Source organism: Streptomyces antarcticus (genome assembly GCF_026627255.1).
Taxonomy (GTDB): domain Bacteria; phylum Actinomycetota; class Actinomycetes; order Streptomycetales; family Streptomycetaceae; genus Streptomyces; species Streptomyces antarcticus.
In genome coordinates this window covers 1-19642 of record NZ_JAPNLM010000018.1, presented here as the reverse complement: position 1 = coordinate 19642, position 19642 = coordinate 1, and the positions used below count along the sequence as shown (strand labels likewise).

At 74.3% G+C, this 19642-nt stretch carries 15 protein-coding genes; 10 read left to right on the top strand and 5 right to left on the bottom strand.

The window, feature by feature from the left end:
* Positions 1-71: 71 nt before the first annotated feature.
* Positions 72-1196, bottom strand: coding sequence for a DNA integrity scanning diadenylate cyclase DisA (gene disA / locus OTB16_RS24970; RefSeq protein ID WP_267723030.1), 1125 nt, complete (start codon positions 1194-1196; stop codon positions 72-74).
* A 161-nt stretch (positions 1197-1357) separates the two neighbouring features.
* Positions 1358-2770: a DNA repair protein RadA gene (gene radA / locus OTB16_RS24965; RefSeq protein WP_267723029.1), complete on the bottom strand. Its 1413-nt coding sequence runs from the start codon at positions 2768-2770 to the stop codon at positions 1358-1360.
* Positions 2771-3042: 272 nt separating this feature from the next.
* On the opposite strand from radA, the gene OTB16_RS24960 reads away from it, so the two are divergent.
* A complete protein-coding gene (locus tag OTB16_RS24960) occupies positions 3043-4908 on the top strand; it encodes a BACON domain-containing protein (RefSeq protein ID WP_267723028.1) in 1866 nt (621 codons plus the stop codon).
* 103 nt (positions 4909-5011) lie between these two features.
* On the opposite strand, the gene OTB16_RS24955 is transcribed toward OTB16_RS24960, so the two are convergent.
* A complete protein-coding gene (locus tag OTB16_RS24955) occupies positions 5012-5842 on the bottom strand; it encodes a DUF3109 family protein (RefSeq protein WP_267723027.1) in 831 nt (276 codons plus the stop codon).
* Positions 5843-5905: 63 nt separating this feature from the next.
* Here OTB16_RS24955 and OTB16_RS24950 point away from each other — a divergent pair, with 63 nt between their 5' ends.
* The 4 genes from OTB16_RS24950 (at position 5906) to ilvD (ending at position 10922) form a co-directional block, all read left to right on the top strand.
* Positions 5906-6856: a Ppx/GppA family phosphatase gene (locus tag OTB16_RS24950; RefSeq protein ID WP_267723026.1), complete on the top strand. Its 951-nt coding sequence runs from the start codon at positions 5906-5908 to the stop codon at positions 6854-6856.
* Positions 6857-7350: 494 nt separating this feature from the next.
* Complete coding sequence (locus tag OTB16_RS24945; RefSeq protein ID WP_267723025.1) at positions 7351-8229, top strand: sugar phosphate isomerase/epimerase family protein; 879 nt, start codon at positions 7351-7353, stop codon at positions 8227-8229.
* Between the two features lie 59 nt (positions 8230-8288).
* Complete coding sequence (locus OTB16_RS24940) at positions 8289-8945, top strand: TetR/AcrR family transcriptional regulator (protein WP_267723024.1); 657 nt, start codon at positions 8289-8291, stop codon at positions 8943-8945.
* 126 nt (positions 8946-9071) lie between these two features.
* Positions 9072-10922 carry a dihydroxy-acid dehydratase gene (ilvD, locus tag OTB16_RS24935; protein ID WP_267723022.1) on the top strand — a complete coding sequence of 617 codons (1851 nt, stop codon included), beginning with the start codon at positions 9072-9074 and terminating at the stop codon, positions 10920-10922.
* Between the two features lie 179 nt (positions 10923-11101).
* Here ilvD and OTB16_RS24930 read toward each other — a convergent pair whose 3' ends face one another.
* Complete coding sequence (locus OTB16_RS24930) at positions 11102-13270, bottom strand: protein kinase domain-containing protein (RefSeq protein ID WP_267723021.1); 2169 nt, start codon at positions 13268-13270, stop codon at positions 11102-11104.
* Between the two features lie 106 nt (positions 13271-13376).
* On the opposite strand from OTB16_RS24930, the gene OTB16_RS24925 reads away from it, so the two are divergent.
* From OTB16_RS24925 to proC, 5 genes are all read left to right on the top strand, one after another.
* Positions 13377-13703: a peptidase gene (locus OTB16_RS24925; RefSeq protein WP_267723020.1), complete on the top strand. Its 327-nt coding sequence runs from the start codon at positions 13377-13379 to the stop codon at positions 13701-13703.
* A gap of 218 nt (positions 13704-13921) precedes the next feature.
* Positions 13922-14458, top strand: a complete 537-nt coding sequence (locus tag OTB16_RS24920) for a hypothetical protein (protein WP_383913356.1) — start codon at positions 13922-13924, stop codon at positions 14456-14458.
* Between the two features lie 720 nt (positions 14459-15178).
* Positions 15179-16081, top strand: coding sequence for an ABC transporter ATP-binding protein (locus OTB16_RS24915; protein ID WP_420717793.1), 903 nt, complete (start codon positions 15179-15181; stop codon positions 16079-16081).
* Positions 16078-16827 carry an ABC transporter permease gene (locus OTB16_RS24910; RefSeq protein WP_267723019.1) on the top strand — a complete coding sequence of 250 codons (750 nt, stop codon included), beginning with the start codon at positions 16078-16080 and terminating at the stop codon, positions 16825-16827. Before OTB16_RS24915 ends, OTB16_RS24910 begins: the two co-directional genes overlap by 4 nt.
* 138 nt (positions 16828-16965) lie before the next feature.
* On the top strand, positions 16966-17775 hold the full coding sequence (gene proC, locus OTB16_RS24905; protein WP_267723018.1) for a pyrroline-5-carboxylate reductase: 810 nt from the start codon (positions 16966-16968) through the stop codon (positions 17773-17775).
* A gap of 67 nt (positions 17776-17842) precedes the next feature.
* Here proC and trpS read toward each other — a convergent pair whose 3' ends face one another.
* Positions 17843-18841: a tryptophan--tRNA ligase gene (gene trpS, locus OTB16_RS24900; RefSeq protein WP_267723017.1), complete on the bottom strand. Its 999-nt coding sequence runs from the start codon at positions 18839-18841 to the stop codon at positions 17843-17845.
* Positions 18842-19642 lie beyond the last annotated feature (801 nt).

The following is a 19642-nucleotide window of genomic DNA, read 5'->3' as shown; positions in this document are numbered from 1 at the left end:
CCCCCTCCGGCCCCGGCCGGAGGGGGACGTTCGGCGGGACGGCCGTGCGGCCGTCCCGCGTGGAGCACGTCCTAGACGTAGCGCTCCAGGATGGACGATTCCGCAAGGCGGGACAGGCCCTCGCGGACGCTCCGCGCCCGTGCCTCGCCCACGCCGTCGACCGTCTGGAGGTCGTCCACGCTGGCCGCGAGCAGCTTCTGCAGGCCGCCGAAGTGCTCCACCAGGCGCTCGATGATGGCCCCCGGCAGCCGCGGCACCTTCGCCAGCAGCCGGTAACCGCGCGGCGACACCGCCGAGTCCAGGGTCTCCGGCGACCCGGTGTAGCCCAGGGCCTTCGCGACGATCGCCAGTTCCAGCAGCTCCGGATGCGTCAGCGCGTCCAGTTCGGCCAGGGCCTCGTCCACCGTGCGGGAACGCTTCGCCGTCGGCTCCGGCACGTAGTCCCGGATGACCAGCTCCCGCTCCTGCTCGATCCCGACCGTCAGCTCGTCCAGCTGGAGCGACAGCAGACGCCCGTCCGTGCCCAGTTCGATCACGTACTCGGCGATCTCCGTCGCGATCCGGCGCACCATTTCCAGCCGCTGGGCGACCGCCGTCACGTCACGGACCGTGACCAGGTCCTCGATCTCCAGCGCCGACAGCGTGCCCGCGACCTCGTCGAGGCGCAGTTTGTACCGCTCCAGCGTGGCGAGGGCCTGGTTCGCGCGCGACAGGATCGCCCCCGACTCCTCCAGGACCCGCCGCTCACCGTCCACGTACAGCGCGATCAGCCGCATCGACTGCGACACCGACACGACCGGGAAGCCGCACTGCTTCGAGACGCGGTCCGCCGTGCGGTGCCGCGTGCCCGTCTCCTCCGTGTGGATCGACGCGTCCGGCACCAGCTGCACGCCGGCCCGCAGGATCTTGGTGATGTCCTTGTCGAGGATGAGCGCGCCGTCGAGCTTGCACAGCTCGCGCAGCCGGGTCGCGGTGAACTCCACGTCCAGCACGAAGCCGCCCGTGCACATCGCCTCGACGCTCTTGTCCATACCGAGCACGATGAGCCCGCCGGTGTTGCCGCGGACGATCCGTTCCAGCCCGTCACGCAGCGGCTGACCAGGTGCGACCGCGCTCAGCGAAGCACGCATCATGGCTTCCTGCTTGGAGCTCGCGCCCGACTTTCCGGATGCTGCTGCCCCGTCCTTGGCTGCCACTGCACTCCTCGGGTCGCGGGTTGCGCCGCCTGCGTAGGGCCGGGCGGACCATCCGGAAGTCTACCGGCGCGCGCCACGGCCCCGCCGTTGCTTGCGCGGGTCCGCCCGGCGGGGAGCTCGTATAGACCCCCTGACCAGGGGCTCCGCCCGCTACTCGGCCGCTACTCGGCCGCCCGGTCCTTGGCCGGCGTACGGGAGCGCCCGCGCGGCAGCACGCGCAGGGCGTCACCCATGTCGGCGACCTCCACGACCTTCATCCCGGCCGGGACCTTGCCCGGATCGCACGGTACGAGGGCGTGGGTGAAGCCGAGCCGGTGCGCCTCGGCGAGCCGGCGCTGTACGCCCGTCACCCGCCGCACCTCGCCGGCCAGGCCGACCTCGCCGATGGCGACGAGGTTCTTCGGGAGCGGCACGTCGCTGGCGGCCGAGGCCAGGGCCAGCGCGATCGCCAGGTCGGCGGCCGGCTCGGTCAGCTTCACCCCGCCCACGGTCGCGGAGTAGATGTCCCGCTTGCCGAGCGCGGTGATCCGGCCGCGCTGCTCCAGCACCGCCAGCATCATCGACACCCGCGAGGTCTCCAGCCCGGAGGTCGTACGCCGGGGCGAGGGGATCTGCGAGTCCACCGTCAGCGCCTGTACCTCCGCGACCAGCGGGCGCTTGCCCTCCAGGGTCACCGTCAGGCAGGTGCCCGGAACGGCCTCCGCGCGCCGGGTCAGGAACAGCCCGCTCGGATCGGCGAGCCCGGTGATCCCCTCGTCGTGCAGCTCGAAGCAGCCGACCTCGTCGGTGGTGCCGTACCGGTTCTTGATGCCGCGCACCAGCCGAAGCCGCGCGTGCCGGTCGCCCTCGAAGCTCAGCACCACGTCGACCAGGTGCTCCAGGAGCCGGGGGCCGGCGATGGCCCCGTCCTTCGTCACGTGTCCCACGAGGAGGGTGGACATGCCCCGCTCCTTCGAGGCCCGGATCAGCGCCCCGGCCACCTCGCGCACCTGGGCCATGCCGCCGGGCGCGCCGTCGATCTCGGGGGAGGCGACGGTCTGTACGGAGTCCAGGATCAGGAGGGAGGGCTTCACGGCGTCGAGGTGCCCGAGCACCGCCGAGAGGTCGGTCTCGGCGGCGAGGTAGAGGTGGTCGCTCAACGCGTGGATCCGGTCGGCGCGCAGCCGCACCTGGCTCGCGCTCTCCTCGCCCGTGACGTACAGCGTGCGGTGCTCGTCGCTGGCCGCCTTCGCCGCCACGTCCAGCAGCAGCGTCGACTTGCCGACGCCCGGCTCCCCGGCGAGCAGCACGACGGCGCCGGGCACCAGGCCGCCGCCGAGGACGCGGTCCAGCTCGTCCACGCCGGTGCTGCGCGCGGTCGCCGTCCGGCCGTCGACCTGGGCGATCGGCACCGCGGGGGTGGAGACCCGGCCGGCGGCGGTGGTGCGCACGGCGGGCGTGCCCATCTCCTCGACGGTCCCCCACGCCTGGCACTCGGGACACCGCCCGAGCCACTTCGCGGTGGTCCACCCGCACTCGGTACAACGGTAGGACGGCCGGTCCTTGGCGGATGAACGAGCGGTGCGGGCAGCCATGCGCCCCACCGTAGCCGCCCCCACCGACAACGCCGGCGGGGCGGGTGGGACAGACCTGCTCGTCGCTCGCTGCCTGCCTTGCTGCCTTCCTTGCTGCTCCTCCCCGGCCGGCCCGGTGCTCGTTCCGGGTGCTCGTTCCCGCTCCTTCCGGAGGTGTGCCGGAACGACCGCGTCAAGGCTCGCGTCAGCGCGTCGCCGATCTGTTCACCCGTAAGGGCTAAAACTGCTGGAGGCTTCCGGGCCGTCACCGGCGCGCCGCCTACGGTCGCGAGGTGAACAGCAGCAACCAGGCACACCCTTCATCGCGCACCGGCGCACACCCGGCGCACGGGCGTACGCCCTCAGAGGGTTCGGAGGAGGGTCCCGCGGGTTCCCGGGGTTCCGGGGTTCCTGGGGGTTCCGGGGGTCTCGCGGGGGAGCGGCAGCCGCCCGAGCCGCCGCCGTTCCGGCACGAGCCCTACCTGGACGGCCTGTTCACCTACTGCCTGTCGGTGCTGTGCGACCACGACACCGCCACCGAGGTGCTCGGCGACGCCCTCGCCGCGGCCGAGCGGCACCCCGGCCGCTGCCCCGACGAGGGGGACCGGCGGGCCTGGCTGTACGCCCTCGCCCGCTGGGGCTGCCTGCGCCGGCTCGCCGAGAAGCGGCGCGACCGGCAGGGAGCGCATTCCGCCCGGCGCACGCCGGAGCACATCGACGGCACTCATGCGCCGGGGGGCGCGACCCCCGGCCCGGACGGCGGCGAGCGCGTCCCCGCCGCCCGGCGCACCCTCGACGTGAGCGCGTACCGCCGTACCGAGCTGGCCCGGCTCGCCTGGCCCGAGGCCGCCGGAACCACCCCCGAGCAGCGCGAGGCCCTCGAACTCGCCGTACGCCACCGCCTCGGCGTCACCGAACTCGCCGCCGTCCTCGGCACGCCGCCCGCCGCCGCCCGGGAACTCCTGTCCGGGGCCGCCTGCGAGGTCGAGCGCACCCGCGCCGCCCTCGCCGTCGTGGAGACCGGCGGCTGCCCCAGCGTGTCCCGGCTCACCGGCGACGGCCAGGTGCTGCTCTCCACCAGCCTGCGCGCCGAGCTCGTCCGGCACGTCGACGACTGCCCGCGCTGCCGCCGCGCCGCCGAACGCGTCGGGGCCGGCTCCCCCTGGCCAGGCTCCGGCATCGACACGGCCGCGCTCCCCCTGGTGCCCGCCCCCCGTACCGCCGTCCACGCCGCGATGCTCCGCTCCGGCCGGCGCCGCGGCGCCGGACCCGGCCCGCGCTTCGACCGCACCGGGTTCCCGATGGACCCCAAGGACCACGCCGCCCGGCGCGACCGGCTGCGCGCCCGGGCGGTGACCACCACCGTCGTCGCCACCGTCGTCGCGGCCCCGGTCCTGGCGCTGTGGGCGGCGTACCGGGGCGCCCCCAGCACCGGCGAGCCCGTCGGCGCCGACGGCACCCGCATCTCCGCCGGCGAGTCCGAGATCTCGCCGGACGCCGGGGGCCGCCCGCTCGCCGCCTACGAGAACGCCGGCAACGCCGCCAGGACCACCGGCGGCCCCGGCTTCGCCCCGGGCAGCGCCGAACCCGACGTGTTCGTCGAGGTGATCAGCACCGGCCCGCCGGCCGCCGCCGACCCGGAGCGCCCCGGCGCCCCCGGCCGCATCACCGCCGCCGCGTCCTCCCGTGGCGCCACCACGCTGCTCACCCTCACCGCCTCCGGCGGCGGGCCGGTGGACTGGCAGCTGTGGTCCGACGCCCCGTGGCTGCGGGCGAGCCGGACCGCGGGCACGCTGGCCCCCGGAGAATCGGTCACCCTGCGGATCACCGTGGACACCGGTGCCCAGCCCGTCGGCGCCTGGACGGCCCGCGTAGGGGTCGACCCGGGCGGCGCCGTCGTCGCCATCCAGGGCCGCGGCCGCCCTGCGCCGCCGCCCGCCGCGACTCCGCACCCGCCCGCGAGCCCGCGGCCCCCGTCGGCGGAGCCGACCCAGCCGCCGGCCACCCCGGCCCCGACCCCCACGCCGACCGAGCCGACGATCCCGCCGTCACCCACCCCCGCGCCGTCGGCGGAGCCTACGGACGGGACAGGAGGAACGGTTTCCCCGCCCCCGTCCCCGCCCCCGCCGGCCTCCGACCCGCCGGGCCCGGGGTCCTGAGCCTCACCTCGCGCTCCTGAGCCCGCCGGGCCCGCGTGCTCGTCCCGTCGGCCTCGGGGTCCCGCAGCCTCGGGGCGCGGCGGGCCTCGGGGCGCGGCGGGCCTCAGGGCGCGACCGGGTCCGCCGGGTGCGGGGCCATCGGCAGCAGCGAGGCGAGCCGCGCCTCGCAGAGCCGTACGAGCTCCTCGTACCCCTCCTTGCCCATCAGCTCCGTCAGCTCGGCCCGGTACGTCACGTACACCGGGTCCCCGGCGCCGTGCGCGGAGGTCGCCGACGTGCACCACCAGTGCAGTTCGTGGCCGCCCGGCCCCCAGCCACGGCGGTCGTACTCGCCGATCGACACCTGGAGGACGCGGGTGTCGTCGGGCCGGTCGATCCAGTCGTACGTCCGGCGGACGGGCAGCTGCCAGCAGACGTCGGGCTTGGTCTCCAGCGGCTCGCGCCCCTCGCGCAGCGCCAGGATGTGCAGCGAGCAGCCCGCTCCGGCGGCGAAGCCGGGCCGGTTCTGGAAGATGCACGAGCCTTCCCAGCGGCGGGTCTGCTTCTCCCCGTCGTCGTCGAGCTGGGTCCAGCCGGTTTCGCTGCCGACGTCGTGGAACTGCCACAGCTCGGGCGTCAGCCGGGCCACGTTCTCCGCGACGCGCTTCTCGTCGTCCTCGTCGGAGAAGTGCGCGCCGAGCGTGCAGCAGCCGTCGTCCGCCCGGCCCGCCTGGATGCCCTGGCAGCCGCTGCCGAAGATGCAGGTCCAGCGGGAGGTCAGCCACGTCAGGTCGCAGCGGAAGACCTGTTCCCCGTCCGCGGGATCGGGGAACTCCACCCAGGCCCGGGGGAAGTCGAGCCCCTTCTCGTCGGGTACCGCGGGCTTGCGCTTGCCCTTGGCCTTGCCCGCGTCCTTCTTCGACCGGGTCGTGTTGGCCTTCTTCGTATTTGGCACAAACCAAAGCCTAAGCGCCCCTCACGCGACCACCCGTCCTTCGCCGCAGTAGCGTTTCCCCCTATGAGACTCGGTGTCCTTGACGTGGGTTCGAACACGATCCATCTGCTGGTGGTCGACGCGCACCCCGGTGCGCGCCCCCAGCCCGCGCACTCGCACAAGGTGGACCTGCGCCTGGCGGAGCTCCTCGACGAGCACGGCGCGGTCACGCCGGCGGGCGTCGAGCTGCTGGTGTCGGTGATCGGCGAAGCGGTGCAGGCCGCCGAGGACAAGGGCTGCGAGGACCTCGTCCCCTTCGCGACCAGCGCCGTCCGCGAGGCCACGAACGCGGACGAGGTCCTGGCGCGCGTCAAGCTGGAGACGGGCATCGACCTGCCCATCCTCAGCGGTGACGACGAGGCCCGGCTGACGTTCCTCGCGGCGCGCCGCTGGTTCGGTTGGTCGGCCGGGAAGCTGCTGGTCCTCGACATCGGCGGCGGCTCGCTGGAGATCGCGTACGGGATGGACGAGGAGCCGGACCGTGCCGTCTCCCTCCCGCTCGGCGCGGGCCGGCTCACGGCGGGCTGGCTGCCGGGGGACCCGGTGGACTTGGCCGACGTCCGCGCGCTGCGGCGCCACGTACGGGCCCAGATCGCGCGCTCGGTCGGGGAGTTCAGCCGCTTCGGCGCCCCGGACCACGTGGTGGCCACGTCGAAGACCTTCAAGCAGCTGGCCCGCATCGCGGGCGCGGCCCGCTCGGCGGACGGCCTGTACGTCCAGCGGGACCTGACCCGCAAGTCCCTGGAGGAGTGGGTCCCGCGCCTGGCAGCGATGACGACGGCCCAGCGGGCGGCCCTCCCGGGGGTTTCGGAGGGGCGGGCGAACCAGATCCTGGCGGGCGCGCTGGTCGCGGAGGGCGCGATGGACCTCTTCGGCGTGGAGGAACTGGAGATCTGCCCCTGGGCCCTGCGCGAGGGCGTCATCCTGCGCAGGCTCGACCACCTGCCGCCGTTGGGGGAGCCGGACACCCCCTAACCCCCTGGGGTGCGCGCATGCCGATCGCGGCGAGGACCGTGCCGGGCACCCCCTGGCGGGCGGGCTCCGCCGCGGCCGCGGCCCGGGCGCGGGGCCCGTACCGGGTGCGGGGCCCGTACCGGGCGCGTACGAGTGGGATGCCCAGGAAGGCGGCGGCTGCGATCAGCAGTTGGACGGCAGCGGTGAAGCCGTCCACGGTGGTCCCCGTGGTCCCCTTCTCTCCGCTCTCTCCGCGCGGCCGGAGCGGCCGCGGTCCGGCCGGTCCGGCAAAGTCGGCCTGCCCGGTCCGGCGGGTGACCCTCGTGACATCCCGCACCGGGCCGCGCCCCCCTGACAGAGCGCGTCGAGCCGGCTGGCAGCCCCCGTATCCCCAGCTCGGACCGGCCGGTGCGCGGCCCGGGCCGTGAGGGCGCGCGCCGGAGCGGGGGGCCCGGCCCGGGCGCCCCTTCCCCCTGCCCGGGCCGGGCGCCGCGTCGGCCCCGTACCCTGTGTCCGTGGCAGAACCAGTCCGCGTCCCGACCGCGAAAGTCGCGCTCTCCACGGCCTCCGTGTATCCGGAGTCCACGGCGACCGCCTTCGAGATCGCCGCGCGCCTCGGTTACGACGGCGTCGAGGTGATGGTCTGGACGGACCCCGTCAGCCAGGACGTCGACGCCCTGCGCCGCCTCTCCGACCACCACCAGGTGCCGATCCTCGCCGTCCACGCGCCCTGCCTGCTCATCACCCAGCGCGTCTGGTCCACCGATCCGTGGACCAAGCTCCAGCGCGCCCAGGCCGCGGCCGAACGGCTCGGCGCCTCCACCGTCGTCGTGCACCCGCCGTTCCGCTGGCAGCGCCAGTACTCCCGGGACTTCGTCTCCGGCATCTGGCGGATGGCCGACGAGACCGACGTCCGCTTCGCCGTCGAGAACATGTACCCCTGGCGTTACCGCGACCGCGAGATGCTCGCGTACGCGCCGGAGTGGGACGTCACCAAGGACGACTACCGGCACTTCACCGTCGACCTCTCGCACACCGCGACCGCCCGTACCGACGCCACCGCGATGATCGACCGGATGGGCGACCGGCTCGCGCACATCCACCTCGCCGACGGCAACGGCTCGGCGAAGGACGAGCACCTCGTCCCCGGCCGCGGTACGCAGCCCTGCGCCGAGCTGCTGGAGAGCCTGGCCCGTACGTCCTTCGACGGCCACGTCGTCATCGAGGTCAACACCCGGCGCGCGATGTCCGCCGCCGAGCGCGAGGCCGACCTCGCCGAGGCGCTGGCCTTCACCCGGCTGCACCTCGCGACCGCGCCCGGCGCCCCCGGCGTACCCGATGCCCCCGGCGCCCCCGGCGCCCCCGCCGCCCGGCCCCGGGCCCGGCGCACGTGACGGAGCCGAAGGAGTCACCGGAGCCGGGGCCGGAGCCGTCCGGGCCCGGGGACCGGCCGGTGCCCGAGCCGACCCCGACGACCCCGCCCCCGCCCGCCCCGGCGCCCGCGCCGCGCCGCCGTCGCGGCCCCGGACGGCCGCGCCACGACGAGGCCGACGAGGGCCCCGGCACGCAGGAGCGCATCCGGCTCGCCGCCCGCTCCGAGTTCGCCGCGCGCGGCTACGACAAGACCTCCGTACGCGGCATCGCCAAGGCCGCCGGGGTGGACCCGGCCCTGGTCCACCACTACTTCGGCAGCAAGGACGACCTGTTCGCCGCCGCCATCGAGGTCAGCATGGAGCCGGCGCTGGTGATCCCGGCGATCCTCGGCGAGGGGCCCGACGGCATCGGCGAGCGCCTCGCCCGCTTCTTCCTCGGCGTCTGGGAGAACCCGGCCACCCGCGCGCCCCTCCTCGCGGTGATCCGCTCGGCCCTCACCCACGAGGCGGCGGCCGCCGTGCTGCGCCGGCTCGTCCTGCGCCGCCTGCTGGAGCGGATCGCCGCCGACCTCGACGTCCCGGACCCGACGTTCCGCGCCGAGCTCGCCGCCTCCCACATGGTCGGCATCGCGATCCTGCGCTACGTGGTCCAGGTCGAGCCCCTCGCGTCGGCGGACCCCGAGGACATCATCAGACTGGTCGCGCCCACGCTCCAGCGGTACCTGACCGAAGAATGAGCCCCGCGTCCCGGCATCCGGACAGGGTGTCCGCATCGCGGGCGAGGGGCGTAGCCTCGTAACTGCTTCATATCTACAGTCGCGGCCGAGTCCGTACGGCCGGCCACCCCATGGGGAGTGAACCCGATGCCCGAGCTGAGGTCCCGCACCGTCACCCACGGCCGCAACATGGCGGGCGCACGTGCCCTTATGCGCGCTTCGGGCGTAGCGAGCGCGGACATCGGGAAGCCGATCATCGCGGTCGCCAACTCGTTCACCGAGTTCGTCCCCGGCCACACCCACCTGGCCCCGGTCGGCCGGATCGTCTCCGACGCCATCCGCGAGGCCGGCGCGATCCCCCGCGAGTTCAACACCATCGCGGTCGACGACGGCATCGCCATGGGCCACGGAGGCATGCTGTACTCGCTGCCCTCGCGGGACCTGATCGCGGACAGCGTGGAGTACATGGTCGAGGCGCACTGCGCGGACGCCCTGATCTGCATCTCCAACTGCGACAAGATCACCCCCGGCATGCTGATGGCCGCCATGCGCCTCAACATCCCGGTCGTCTTCGTCTCCGGCGGCCCGATGGAGGCCGGCCAGGCCACCCTCGTCGACGGCACCGTCCGCAAGCTCGACCTGATCGACGCCATGGTCGACGCCGCCAACGAGAACGTCTCCGACGAGGACGTGCTGCGGATCGAGGAGAACGCCTGTCCCACGTGCGGCTCGTGTTCGGGCATGTTCACCGCCAACTCGATGAACTGCCTCGCCGAGGCCATCGGCCTCGCCCTCCCCGGCAACGGCTCGGTCCTCGCCACGCACACCGCCCGCCGCGCCCTGTACGAGGACGCCGGCCGCACGGTCGTGGAGATCACCAAGCGCCACTACGAGCAGGACGACCACTCGGTCCTGCCGCGCAACATCGCCACCCGCGAGGCCTTCGAGAACGCCATGGCCCTCGACATCGCCATGGGCGGCTCGACCAACACGATCCTGCACCTGCTGGCCGCCGCGCAGGAGGCGGGCCTGGAGTACGACCTCACCGACATCGACGAGGTCTCGCGCCGCGTCCCGTGCCTCTCCAAGGTCGCGCCCAACGTGGCGCCCGGCGGCACGTACTACATGGAGGACATCCACCGCGCCGGCGGCATCCCCGCCATCCTCGGCGAGCTGCACCGCGGCGGACTCCTGAACAAGAACGTCACCAGCGTCCACTCCGACGGCCTGGAGGACTGGCTCGCCGAGTGGGACGCCCGCTCGGGCACCGCCTCCGACACGGCGATGGAGCTGTGGCACGCGGCCCCCGGCTGCAAGCGCTCCGCCAGCGCCTTCTCCCAGTCCGAGCGCTGGGAGACCCTCGACCTCGACGCCGAGGGCGGCTGCATCCGCTCGGTGCAGCACGCGTACTCCAAGGACGGCGGCCTCGCCGTCCTGCGCGGCAACATCGCGGTCGACGGCTGCGTCGTGAAGACGGCCGGCGTCGACGAGTCGATCTGGACGTTCGAGGGCCCGGCGGTCGTCTGCGAGTCGCAGGACGAGGCCGTCGACAAGATCCTCCGCAAGGAGATCACGGCGGGCGACGTCGTCGTCATCCGCTACGAGGGCCCGCGCGGCGGCCCCGGCATGCAGGAGATGCTCTACCCGACGTCCTTCCTCAAGGGCCGCGGCCTCGGCAAGGTCTGCGCGCTGGTGACGGACGGCCGCTTCTCCGGCGGCACCTCGGGCCTGTCCATCGGCCACGCCTCCCCGGAGGCCGCCTCGGGCGGCACGATCGCGGTGGTCGAGGACGGCGACCGCATCCGGATCGACATCCCGAACCGCTCCATCGAGCTGCTCGTCGACGAGGCGACGCTCGCGGCCCGGCACGAGGTCCTCGGCGGCGTGTACGCCCCGAAGAACCGCGAGCGCAAGGTCTCGGCGGCCCTGCGCGCGTACGCCGCCATGGCCACCAGCGCCGACAAGGGCGCGGTCCGCGACGTGTCGTTGCTGGGCTGAGCCCCACCACCGCTGTGACGGGACCCCGCCGGGCGCGCCGCCCGGCGGGGTCCCGTCTTGTACGCGTGCCATCCGGCGGGCGCGGGACCCGGAACCGCCCGGTCGGCCGGAACCCGCCAGCCGGTACCGTCCGTCGGCCGGAACCGTCCGGCCAGCCGGTGGCGGCCCGGTCGGCCCGGTCAGCCCGTGTCGCCGGGGTCCCGTACCGACACCGCGAACACCGACCCGTCGGGCGCGGCCGCGTACACCCGCCCGTCGGCGACCACCGGTGCGGGCAGGGTCGCGCTGAACACGGCCTGACCCACCCCCACCCGGGGCTCGGTCTGTCCCGCGAACCGCCCGGCCGCCGCGTCGACCGTCAACAGCCGCCCGTCCTGCGCCGTCAGGTACACGCGCCCGTCGGCGGCCACCGGCCGGGAGGCGGCACCCGCGCCGGTCTCCAGCCGCCACCGCTCCTTGTCCGGTCCGACCGCCACGAGCCCGCCCCGGGCCTCGACCGCGTACACCGTGCCGTCCGCGCCCACCGACGCCTCCACCTCGTACAGCGGGGCAGCCAGCCGCACCCGGTGGACGGCGCGGGTCGCCGCGTCCACCCGTACGACGCCACCCGTCCGGGCGCCCGCGTCGTTGTCCAGCAGGTACACCGCGCCGCCCGCCACCCCGACCGGCCGCAGCCGCCCGGCGGTCCGCGTCTGCCAGCGCACGGCCCCGGTCGCCGGATCCACCTCCGCCAGCAGGGTCGACCCGGCGCCCGCGTCGGGCGTCGCCGCGTAGAGCACGGGCCCGCCCGCACCGGCGGTACCGCCGCCCCACCACACGGAACCCGCACCGCCGATCCGCTTCGTCCAGCGCTCGGCGCCGCCCGCAGCGTCCAGGGCGGTGACCGTGCCGTCGGCGGCCACCGTGAGTACGTACGGTCCTGCCGTCACCACCCGCACCCCGCCCGGCAGTTGGCGCCGCCAGCGCTCCGCGCCCGACGCCGGGTCCAGCGCCTGCAGCAGTTCGCTGCCGGGCGCCACCGCGAGGACCACCCCGCCCGCGTGCAGCGGCGTACTGTCGGTGACCGCCCCGGGGGCGGGCGCGCCCGTACGGACCGACCACAGCACCGAGCCGTCCGCGGGGTCGAGCCGTGCGGCGGCCAGCCCCCGCCCCGAGCAGTACAGGCCGCCGCCGGAAGCCTCCGCCGAACAGGACGCGGCGTGGCCGCCCAGGGACACCGCCCACGGCGAGAACGGCTTGCCCGCGGCGCCCGCGGTCCCCGGGGCCGGCGTCCCGGACGCGGGCCGCCCGGGAGCTTCGGCGCCCGTACCGGACCAGGCGTACCCGGTCACCGCCCCCGCCGCGAGCAGCAGCCCGAGCGCGGCGCCGAGCAGCACCGGCCCGCGCCGCCACCGGCGCCCGCCCGCCGCGGCGGGCGCCGCGGCGGGCGGCGCGGGCCGCTCCCGCCGGTGCGTGACCTCGTCGCCGGACGCGGGCCGCTCGGCCACCGGCAGGCGCGCCCGGGGAATGAAGGCCTGGGTGTCCTCGGCGGTCGGATAGGCGACGGCGCGCATCTCCGAGATCAGCGCGTCGGCCGTCGGCCGCCGCGCGGGGTCCTTCGCCAGGCAGCGCGCGACGATCGGGGCGAGCCGCTCCGGCAGCCCCGTCAGGTCGGGCTCGCTGTGGACGACCTGGTACGCCACCAGGTAGTGGCTGTCGGAATCGAAGGGCCCCCGCCCGGTCGCGGCGTGCACCAACAACGCCCCCAGCGCGAACACGTCCGCCGCGGTCCCCACCTCCCGGGGCCGCTGGAACTGCTCCGGCGCCATGAACGGGGGCGTCCCGATCAGCTTGCCCGTCTCGGTCCGCAGGTCGCTGTCGGCCGGGCGCGAGATGCCGAAGTCGATGACCCGCACCCCGTCGGGGGCCATCAGTACGTTGCTGGGCTTCAGGTCCCGGTGCACGACGCCCGCCCGGTGGATGTCCCGCAGGGCCTCCGCCAGGCCCGCGGCGAGCCGGGTCAGCTCGACGGGGTCCAGCACCCGCTCCCGTACCCGCTCGGACAGCGTCGGCGCGTCGATGAAGAGGGTGGCCATCCACGGCCGCTCGGCATCCGGATCGGCGTCCACGACGGGCGCGGTGAACGCCCCGCTCACCCTCCGCGCGGCCGCGACCTCCTGCCGGAACCGCGCCCGGAACTCCGGATCCACCGCGTGCTGGGCGTGCACGACCTTGACGGCGAGTTTCAGCCCCGAACTGGAATCGGCGAGGTGGACCACACCCATGCCGCCGGAGCCGAGCACGGATTGGAGCCGGTACCGCCCGGCGTACTCCGGAAACCCCGCGTAGTCCGCGCGCAGCGAATGCACGGCTCACCACCCCCGCCGGAGCCTAGTCCATCGGCCATACGCACACCCAAGGGCTTGGTACCCTGCGCGCGTTGCGCAGAGCAACACCCAAGGGGGGAGTTTCCACATGTCCATTGAGAACGATTCCAGCCAAGTCCAGGCCGCCGCCGCCGTTGTAGCCACTGCCACCACCGCCGAGGCGGGCCTGCCGACGTTCCCGCTGGCGCCCGGCAGCCGGGTCAACGTCCGCAGCGGCCCGGGCACCAACTACTCGATCATCGACGTCCTGCCGGTCGGCGGGTACGTCACGATCCGCTGCCAGTGCCCCGGGACGAACATCAGCGGCCCGTACGGCACCACCAACATCTGGGACTGCATCGGCAACGGTCGATTCGTCTCGGACGCCTACGTGAAGACGGGCACCGACGGCTACGTGGCCGGCCGCTGCGCGTAAGGCGCCCCTCTCGGATCCGGCCGGGTCCGCGCCGTCCGCCTCCGGACGGCGCGGGCCCGGCCCCATCCCCGCCCGGCGTCCGCCCCCCGAGCCCGCACGGCGCGCACGGCGCGCACGGGCCCGCGACGGCCCACACCAGTCACAGGAACCCCGGGGCCACCGTCCCGCCCCGCGAGACGCACCCGGCCCGTCCGGCCCGGCGGGGGATAATCGCCGGTGTGAGCGACGAGCAGCGAGACCAGACCCCCGCCGAGCCGGCCGCGGCCCCGGCAGCGCAGGAGCCCACCGGCCCCGAGCCCGAGCCGATCCCGTTCTTCGGCACCACCTGGGTGAAGCACGACGGCGGCTACGCCCTGCGCCGCGCCGCCATGTCCGTGGGCTCCCTGCTCACCGCCGTCGCGGCGGCCGTCCTGCTGCGCCTGTCGTACGAGGGCCTGGAGATCGGCAACGTCGGCCCCTTCCTCAGCATCTCCGTCGTCGTCCTCTTCGCCATCGCCAGCTCCATCGCCTTCGCCAAGACCTGGGACTCCTTCAGCCGCCGCGCCGCCCCGTCGTCCGACGAGACCGCGCTCAAGGGCCTCAAGACCATCGGCTTCATCGGCTCCCTCATCGCGTACTTCATCCGCTGCTTCTTCGAGGCCCCGGGGGAGAAGCTGCGCCGCGCCGAGTACGAGCGCGCCACCACCGAGTACGCCCGCCGCCGCAGCTCCCGCACGGGCAACCCGGCGGCCCGCCGCCCCAAGCGCAAGAAATGACCCCCCCCGCCCGAGGCAACGCCACCTCCGACGCCTGAGCCCCCCCCGCGCCTGAGCCCCCCCGCGCCTGAGCCCCCCCGCGCCCGCGCTGCCCGCGCCCGCGCTGCCCGCGCCCGCGCTGCCCGCGCCCGCGCTGCCCGCGCCCGCGCTGCCCGCGCCCGCACCGCCCGCGGCCACGCGGGCCCGTCCGGGACCCCGTGTGCGCCGTGCCGCTGCCCACGCGGTGCGTTCCGGGACCCGCCGCCCGCACCTGAGCCGCCCGCGCTAGTCGCTGCCTGCGGCGACGCCGCCTGCGCTGATGGGGCCCGCACCGCCCGCACCGCCCGCACCGCCCGCGGTCACGCGGCCCCGTTGCCTGCTGCCCGCGGGGAACCGCCCCCCGGCATGCGCGTTCCACCGCGGCCACCACGCCGCCCGGCACTCCGCCGGAGGTCGCCGCCGGGCCGTCGGCCCACTGCGCCCGTCCCGGGCCACCGCCCCACCGCGCCCGTCCCGGGCCACCGCCCCACCGGGCCCGTCTTGGGCCACCGGGCCACCGCCCCACCGCGCCCGTCCCGCCCCGCAGGGCCATCGGCCCACCGCGCCCGTCCGGGCCCACCGCCTCGCCCCCGCCCTCGCCCCCGCCCCGGCGGGCATCCGTACTCGCCTCCCGGGGCCCGCCGGGGCCGAATTCCGTCCCGCCGATTGACGACCGGCATCGGCGGGAGCATTATTCATCACATGATGAATAACTCGGCCGAGGGAGCCCCGGCCCGCACCCCGGCCCGCACCCCGGCCCGTACCCCGGCCGCCATCCACGCCCACGGCCTCACCGTGCGCCGCGGCACCGGCCGCACCCCCCGTACCGTCCTCGACTCCATCGCCTTCGACGTCCCCCGCGGCCGCATCACCGGCCTCCTCGGCCCCTCCGGCTGCGGGAAGTCCACCCTCATGCGCGCCGTCGTGGGCACCCAGGCCCACGTCACCGGCACCCTCGACGTCCTCGGCCGCCCCGCCGGTCACCCGGAGCTCCGCTCCCGCGTCGGCTACGTCACCCAGGCGCCCTCCGTCTACGACGACCTCACCGTCCGGCAGAACCTCGACTACTTCGCCGCCGTCCTCGACCCCGGCCGGGCCGCCGCCGACCGCCGCTCCGCAGCCGTCGCCCGCGCCATCACCGACGTGGACCTCTCCTCCCGCGCCGGAGCTCTCGCCGGAGCCCTCTCCGGCGGCCAGCGCAGCCGCGTCTCCCTCGCCGTCGCCCTGCTCGGTACGCCGGAACTCCTCGTCCTCGACGAACCCACCGTCGGGCTCGACCCCGTCCTGCGCCGCGACCTGTGGAACCTCTTCCACGACATCGCCGCCACCCGCGGCGCCACGATCCTCGTGTCCTCCCAGGTCATGGACGAGGCCGAGCGCTGCCACGACCTCCTCCTCATGCGCGAGGGCCGGATTCTCGCCCAGGACACCCCCGACGCCCTGCGCACCCGCACCGGCTCCGCCACCGTCGAGGAGGGCTTCCTCCGCCTCGTGGACGAAGCCAACGCCGCCGCGAAGACGAGCACGGCGACCACCCCTGCCGCAGGGACCCCCACCACCGCAGCACCCCCCGCCCCCACCACCGCCGGGGAGCAGAGCCGATGAACGCCGCCCTGAGTCCCGCCCGCACCGCCGCCACCGCCGCCCGCGTCCTGCGCCAGCTCCGCCACGACCCCCGCTCCATCGCCCTGATGCTGCTGGTCCCCGTACTGATGCTGACGCTGCTCCGCTTCGTCTTCGACGGGAACGCGCAGACCTTCGACGGCATCGGAGCGTCGCTCCTCGGGATCTTCCCGCTCATCACGATGTTCCTGGTGACCTCCATCGCCACCCTGCGCGAGCGCACCTCCGGCACGCTGGAACGCCTCCTCGCCATGCCGCTCGGCAAGGGCGACCTCATCGCCGGCTACGCCCTCGCCTTCGGCGCCGTGGCCGTCGTCCAGTCCCTCCTCGCCACCGGTCTCGCGCTCTGGGTGCTCGGCCTCGACGTCGTCGGCTCCCCCTGGCTGCTCCTGCTCGTGGCCCTCCTCGACGCGCTCCTCGGCACCGCGCTGGGCCTCTTCGTCTCCGCCTTCGCGGCCTCCGAGTTCCAGGCCGTCCAGTTCATGCCGGCGGTGATCTTCCCCCAGTTGCTCCTGTGCGGCCTCTTCGCCCCCCGCGACACCATGCAGCCCGTCCTCTCCGGCATCTCCGACGTCCTGCCCATGTCCTACGCCGTCGACGGCATGACCCAGGTCCTCACCCACCCCGACATGACCGCCGCCTTCGTCCGCGACGCCGTCATCGTCGCCGCCTGCGCCGTACTCGTCCTCGGCCTCGGCGCCGCCACCCTCCGCCGCCGCACTCCCTGACGCACCCCGCGACCCGGCCGGAAACCACGGACCACGGACCACGGACCGGACACCCGCCCGCCACTCCGCCCCCGGGTGCGAGGATGAGGACGTATCCCCAGCACGCGTGCAAGAGAAGTTCGGCGAGGTGAATCGGGCATGACCCAGACAGTCGCAGTCCTCGGTACCGGCAAGATCGGAGAGGCCCTCGTCAGCGGGATGATCCGCGGCGGCCGGCCCGCCTCGAAGCTCCTCGTCACGGCCCGCCGCCCGGAACGCGCCGAGGAGCTGCGGTCCCGCTACGGAGTCGAGGCCGTCTCCAACGCCGAGGCCGCCAAGCGCGCCGACACCCTCATCCTCACCGTCAAGCCGCAGGACATGGGCAGGCTCCTCGACGAGCTCGCCCCGCACGTCCCCGCCGACCGCCTGATCATCAGCGGCGCCGCCGGCATCCCGACCTCCTTCTTCGAGGAACGGCTCAGCCCCGGTACCCCCGTCGTCCGCGTCATGACGAACACCCCCGCCCTCGTCGACGAGGCCATGTCCGTCATCTCGGCAGGCAGCCACGCCACCGCCGCGCACCTCCTGCACACCGAGGAGATCTTCGGCGGCGTCGGCAAGACCCTGCGCGTCCCCGAGTCCCAGCAGGACGCGGCCACCGCCCTCTCCGGTTCGGGGCCCGCGTACTTCTACTTCCTCGTCGAGGCCATGACCGACGCCGGCATCCTCCTCGGCCTGCCCCGCGCCCAAGCCCACGACCTGATCGTGCAGGCCGCAGTCGGCGCCGCCGTGATGCTCCGCGACAGCGGCGAGCACCCAGTCAAGCTCCGCGAGGCCGTCACCTCCCCGGCCGGCACCACCATCAACGCCATCGTGGAGCTGGAGAAGCACGGCGTACGCGCCGCCCTGATCGCCGCCCTCGAAGCGGCGCGCGACCGCAGCCGCGAGCTGGCCTCCGGCAACAGCTGACCCCCGGTCCGAGCGGTACGGGCCCCCGCCCCCGGGGGCCCGTACGCCGTTTACGGGCCGTCGCCGTTCACCTGCCGAGCAGCCCGATGGCCGCGTACGCCCGGTCCACCACCGGCCGCGCCAGCTCCCGCGCCCGCCCGGCCCCGGCCCGCAGCACCCGCTCGACCTCCGCCGGATCCGCGGCCAGCTCCGCGTGCCGCTCCCGCACCGGCCGCAGCAGCTCGACCACCGCGTCGGCGACGTCCCGCTTCAGTGACCCGTACCCCTGGTACCCGCCGGCCAGCTCCCCCGGCTCACCGCCGGTGCAGGCGGCGAGGACGTCCAGCAGGTTCGCGACCCCGGGCCGCGCCTCCCGGTCGTAGACCACGCCCCCGTCCCCGCTGTCGGTGACGGCCCGCATCACCTTCTTGCGGACCACTTCCGGCTCGTCGAGCAGGTAGACGATGCCCGCCCCGCTCTCGTGGGACTTCCCCATCTTCGACGTCGGATCCTGAAGGTCCATGACCCGCGCGGCCACCGCCGGATGCGTCGCCCTGGGGACGGTGAACGTGTGCCCGTACCGCTGGTTGAACCGCACGGCCAGATCCCGGGTCAGTTCGACGTGCTGCCGCTGGTCCTCGCCCACCGGCACCTCCTGCGTCCCGTACGCCAGGATGTCGGCGGCCATGAGCACGGGATAGGTGAGCAGCGACAGCCGCACACCGTCCCCCGCGGCTTGCGCATTCGCAGCCTTCTCCTTGTACTGGATCATCCGCCGCAGCTCGCCGTCCGTGGCGGTGCACTCCAGCAGGTACGCGAGCCGGGTGTGCTCGTCGACGTGGCTCTGCACGAAGAGCGTGCACCGCTCCGGATCGAGCCCCGAGGCGAGCAACAGCGTCGCCGCCTGCCGGCTGAGTCTGCGCAACCGCGCCGGCTCGTGCTCGACGGTCAGCGCGTGCAGGTCGACGACGCAGAACAGCGCCTCGTCCGGCTCCTGGTCGGCGGCGACCCACTGCCGCACGGCCCCCAGGTAGTTTCCCAGCGTCAGATGCCCGGTCGGCTTGACCCCGCTGAAGATCCTCGTCATGTCCGCTCTCCCTCGTTGAGTGGTGTGTACGAGGCCACCGCGTCGGCGACCGAGCCACTCCCGGGGAGGGGAGAAACGAAAACGGCCGCCGAGGCGGCGGCCGTGAGCGCGTGCGTGCTCGCGTGAAGGTCCGGCCGCCGTCAGGCGGCCCACCAGCGAAGGCTGAGCGTGAGCACGTGCGTAGTCATGGCTCCAGCGTAGACCGCGGGGGGTGAGGACGAGGTGAGATCCGGGACCTCCGTGTGGCCGGACAGCCGGGGGTTGACACACCTGTGCCCGGTCCGTAAGGTTCTTCGAGTTGTCCGAAGTGAGCGCCGACCCCGGTCGGTCCCCGGACAGCCATCCCGCACTACCCATTCGAACGCGCGACTCGCTTTGTCGTCCCGTTTTCATGTGTATTTGCGAATGAGGAATCCGCGTCCGAGGACGCAGCCGCCGATTAGGTTCGGGGGCAGGGAATCCGCTACTGTCTCACTCGCCGGAAGGGCCGAACAGCCCGGAAGGCAAAGCCCGCTGACTGGGAGTCAGGCCCGAAAGGTTCTGATAGAGTCGGAATCGCCGGAAAGGAAAACGCGAAAGCGAATACCTGGAAAGCACCGAGGAAGTCAGGCCCGAAAGAGTCTGATAGAGTCGGAAACGCAAGAACAGAACGAAAGCCCGGAGGAAAGCCCGAAAGGGTGAGTACAAAGGAAGCGTCCGTTCCTTGAGAACTCAACAGCGTGCCAAAAATCAACGCCAAAAGTTGATACCCCGTCCATTTCGGTGGATGAGGTTCCTTTGAAAAAGTCCTGTGGGGCTCCG

Bases quoted from the DNA above. Each gene is read 5' to 3' on its own strand.
- radA (WP_267723029.1), bottom strand. From the start codon at position 2,770: ATGGCTGCCCGCACCGCTCGTTCATCCGCCAAGGACCGGCCGTCCTAC.
- OTB16_RS24950 (WP_267723026.1), top strand. From the start codon at position 5,906: ATGAGACTCGGTGTCCTTGACGTGGGTTCGAACACGATCCATCTGCTG.
- ilvD (WP_267723022.1), top strand. From the start codon at position 9,072: ATGCCCGAGCTGAGGTCCCGCACCGTCACCCACGGCCGCAACATGGCG.
- OTB16_RS24925 (WP_267723020.1), top strand. From the start codon at position 13,377: ATGTCCATTGAGAACGATTCCAGCCAAGTCCAGGCCGCCGCCGCCGTT.
- OTB16_RS24915 (WP_420717793.1), top strand. From the start codon at position 15,179: ATGATGAATAACTCGGCCGAGGGAGCCCCGGCCCGCACCCCGGCCCGC.
- OTB16_RS24910 (WP_267723019.1), top strand. From the start codon at position 16,078: ATGAACGCCGCCCTGAGTCCCGCCCGCACCGCCGCCACCGCCGCCCGC.
- proC (WP_267723018.1), top strand. From the start codon at position 16,966: ATGACCCAGACAGTCGCAGTCCTCGGTACCGGCAAGATCGGAGAGGCC.
- trpS (WP_267723017.1), bottom strand. From the start codon at position 18,841: ATGACGAGGATCTTCAGCGGGGTCAAGCCGACCGGGCATCTGACGCTG.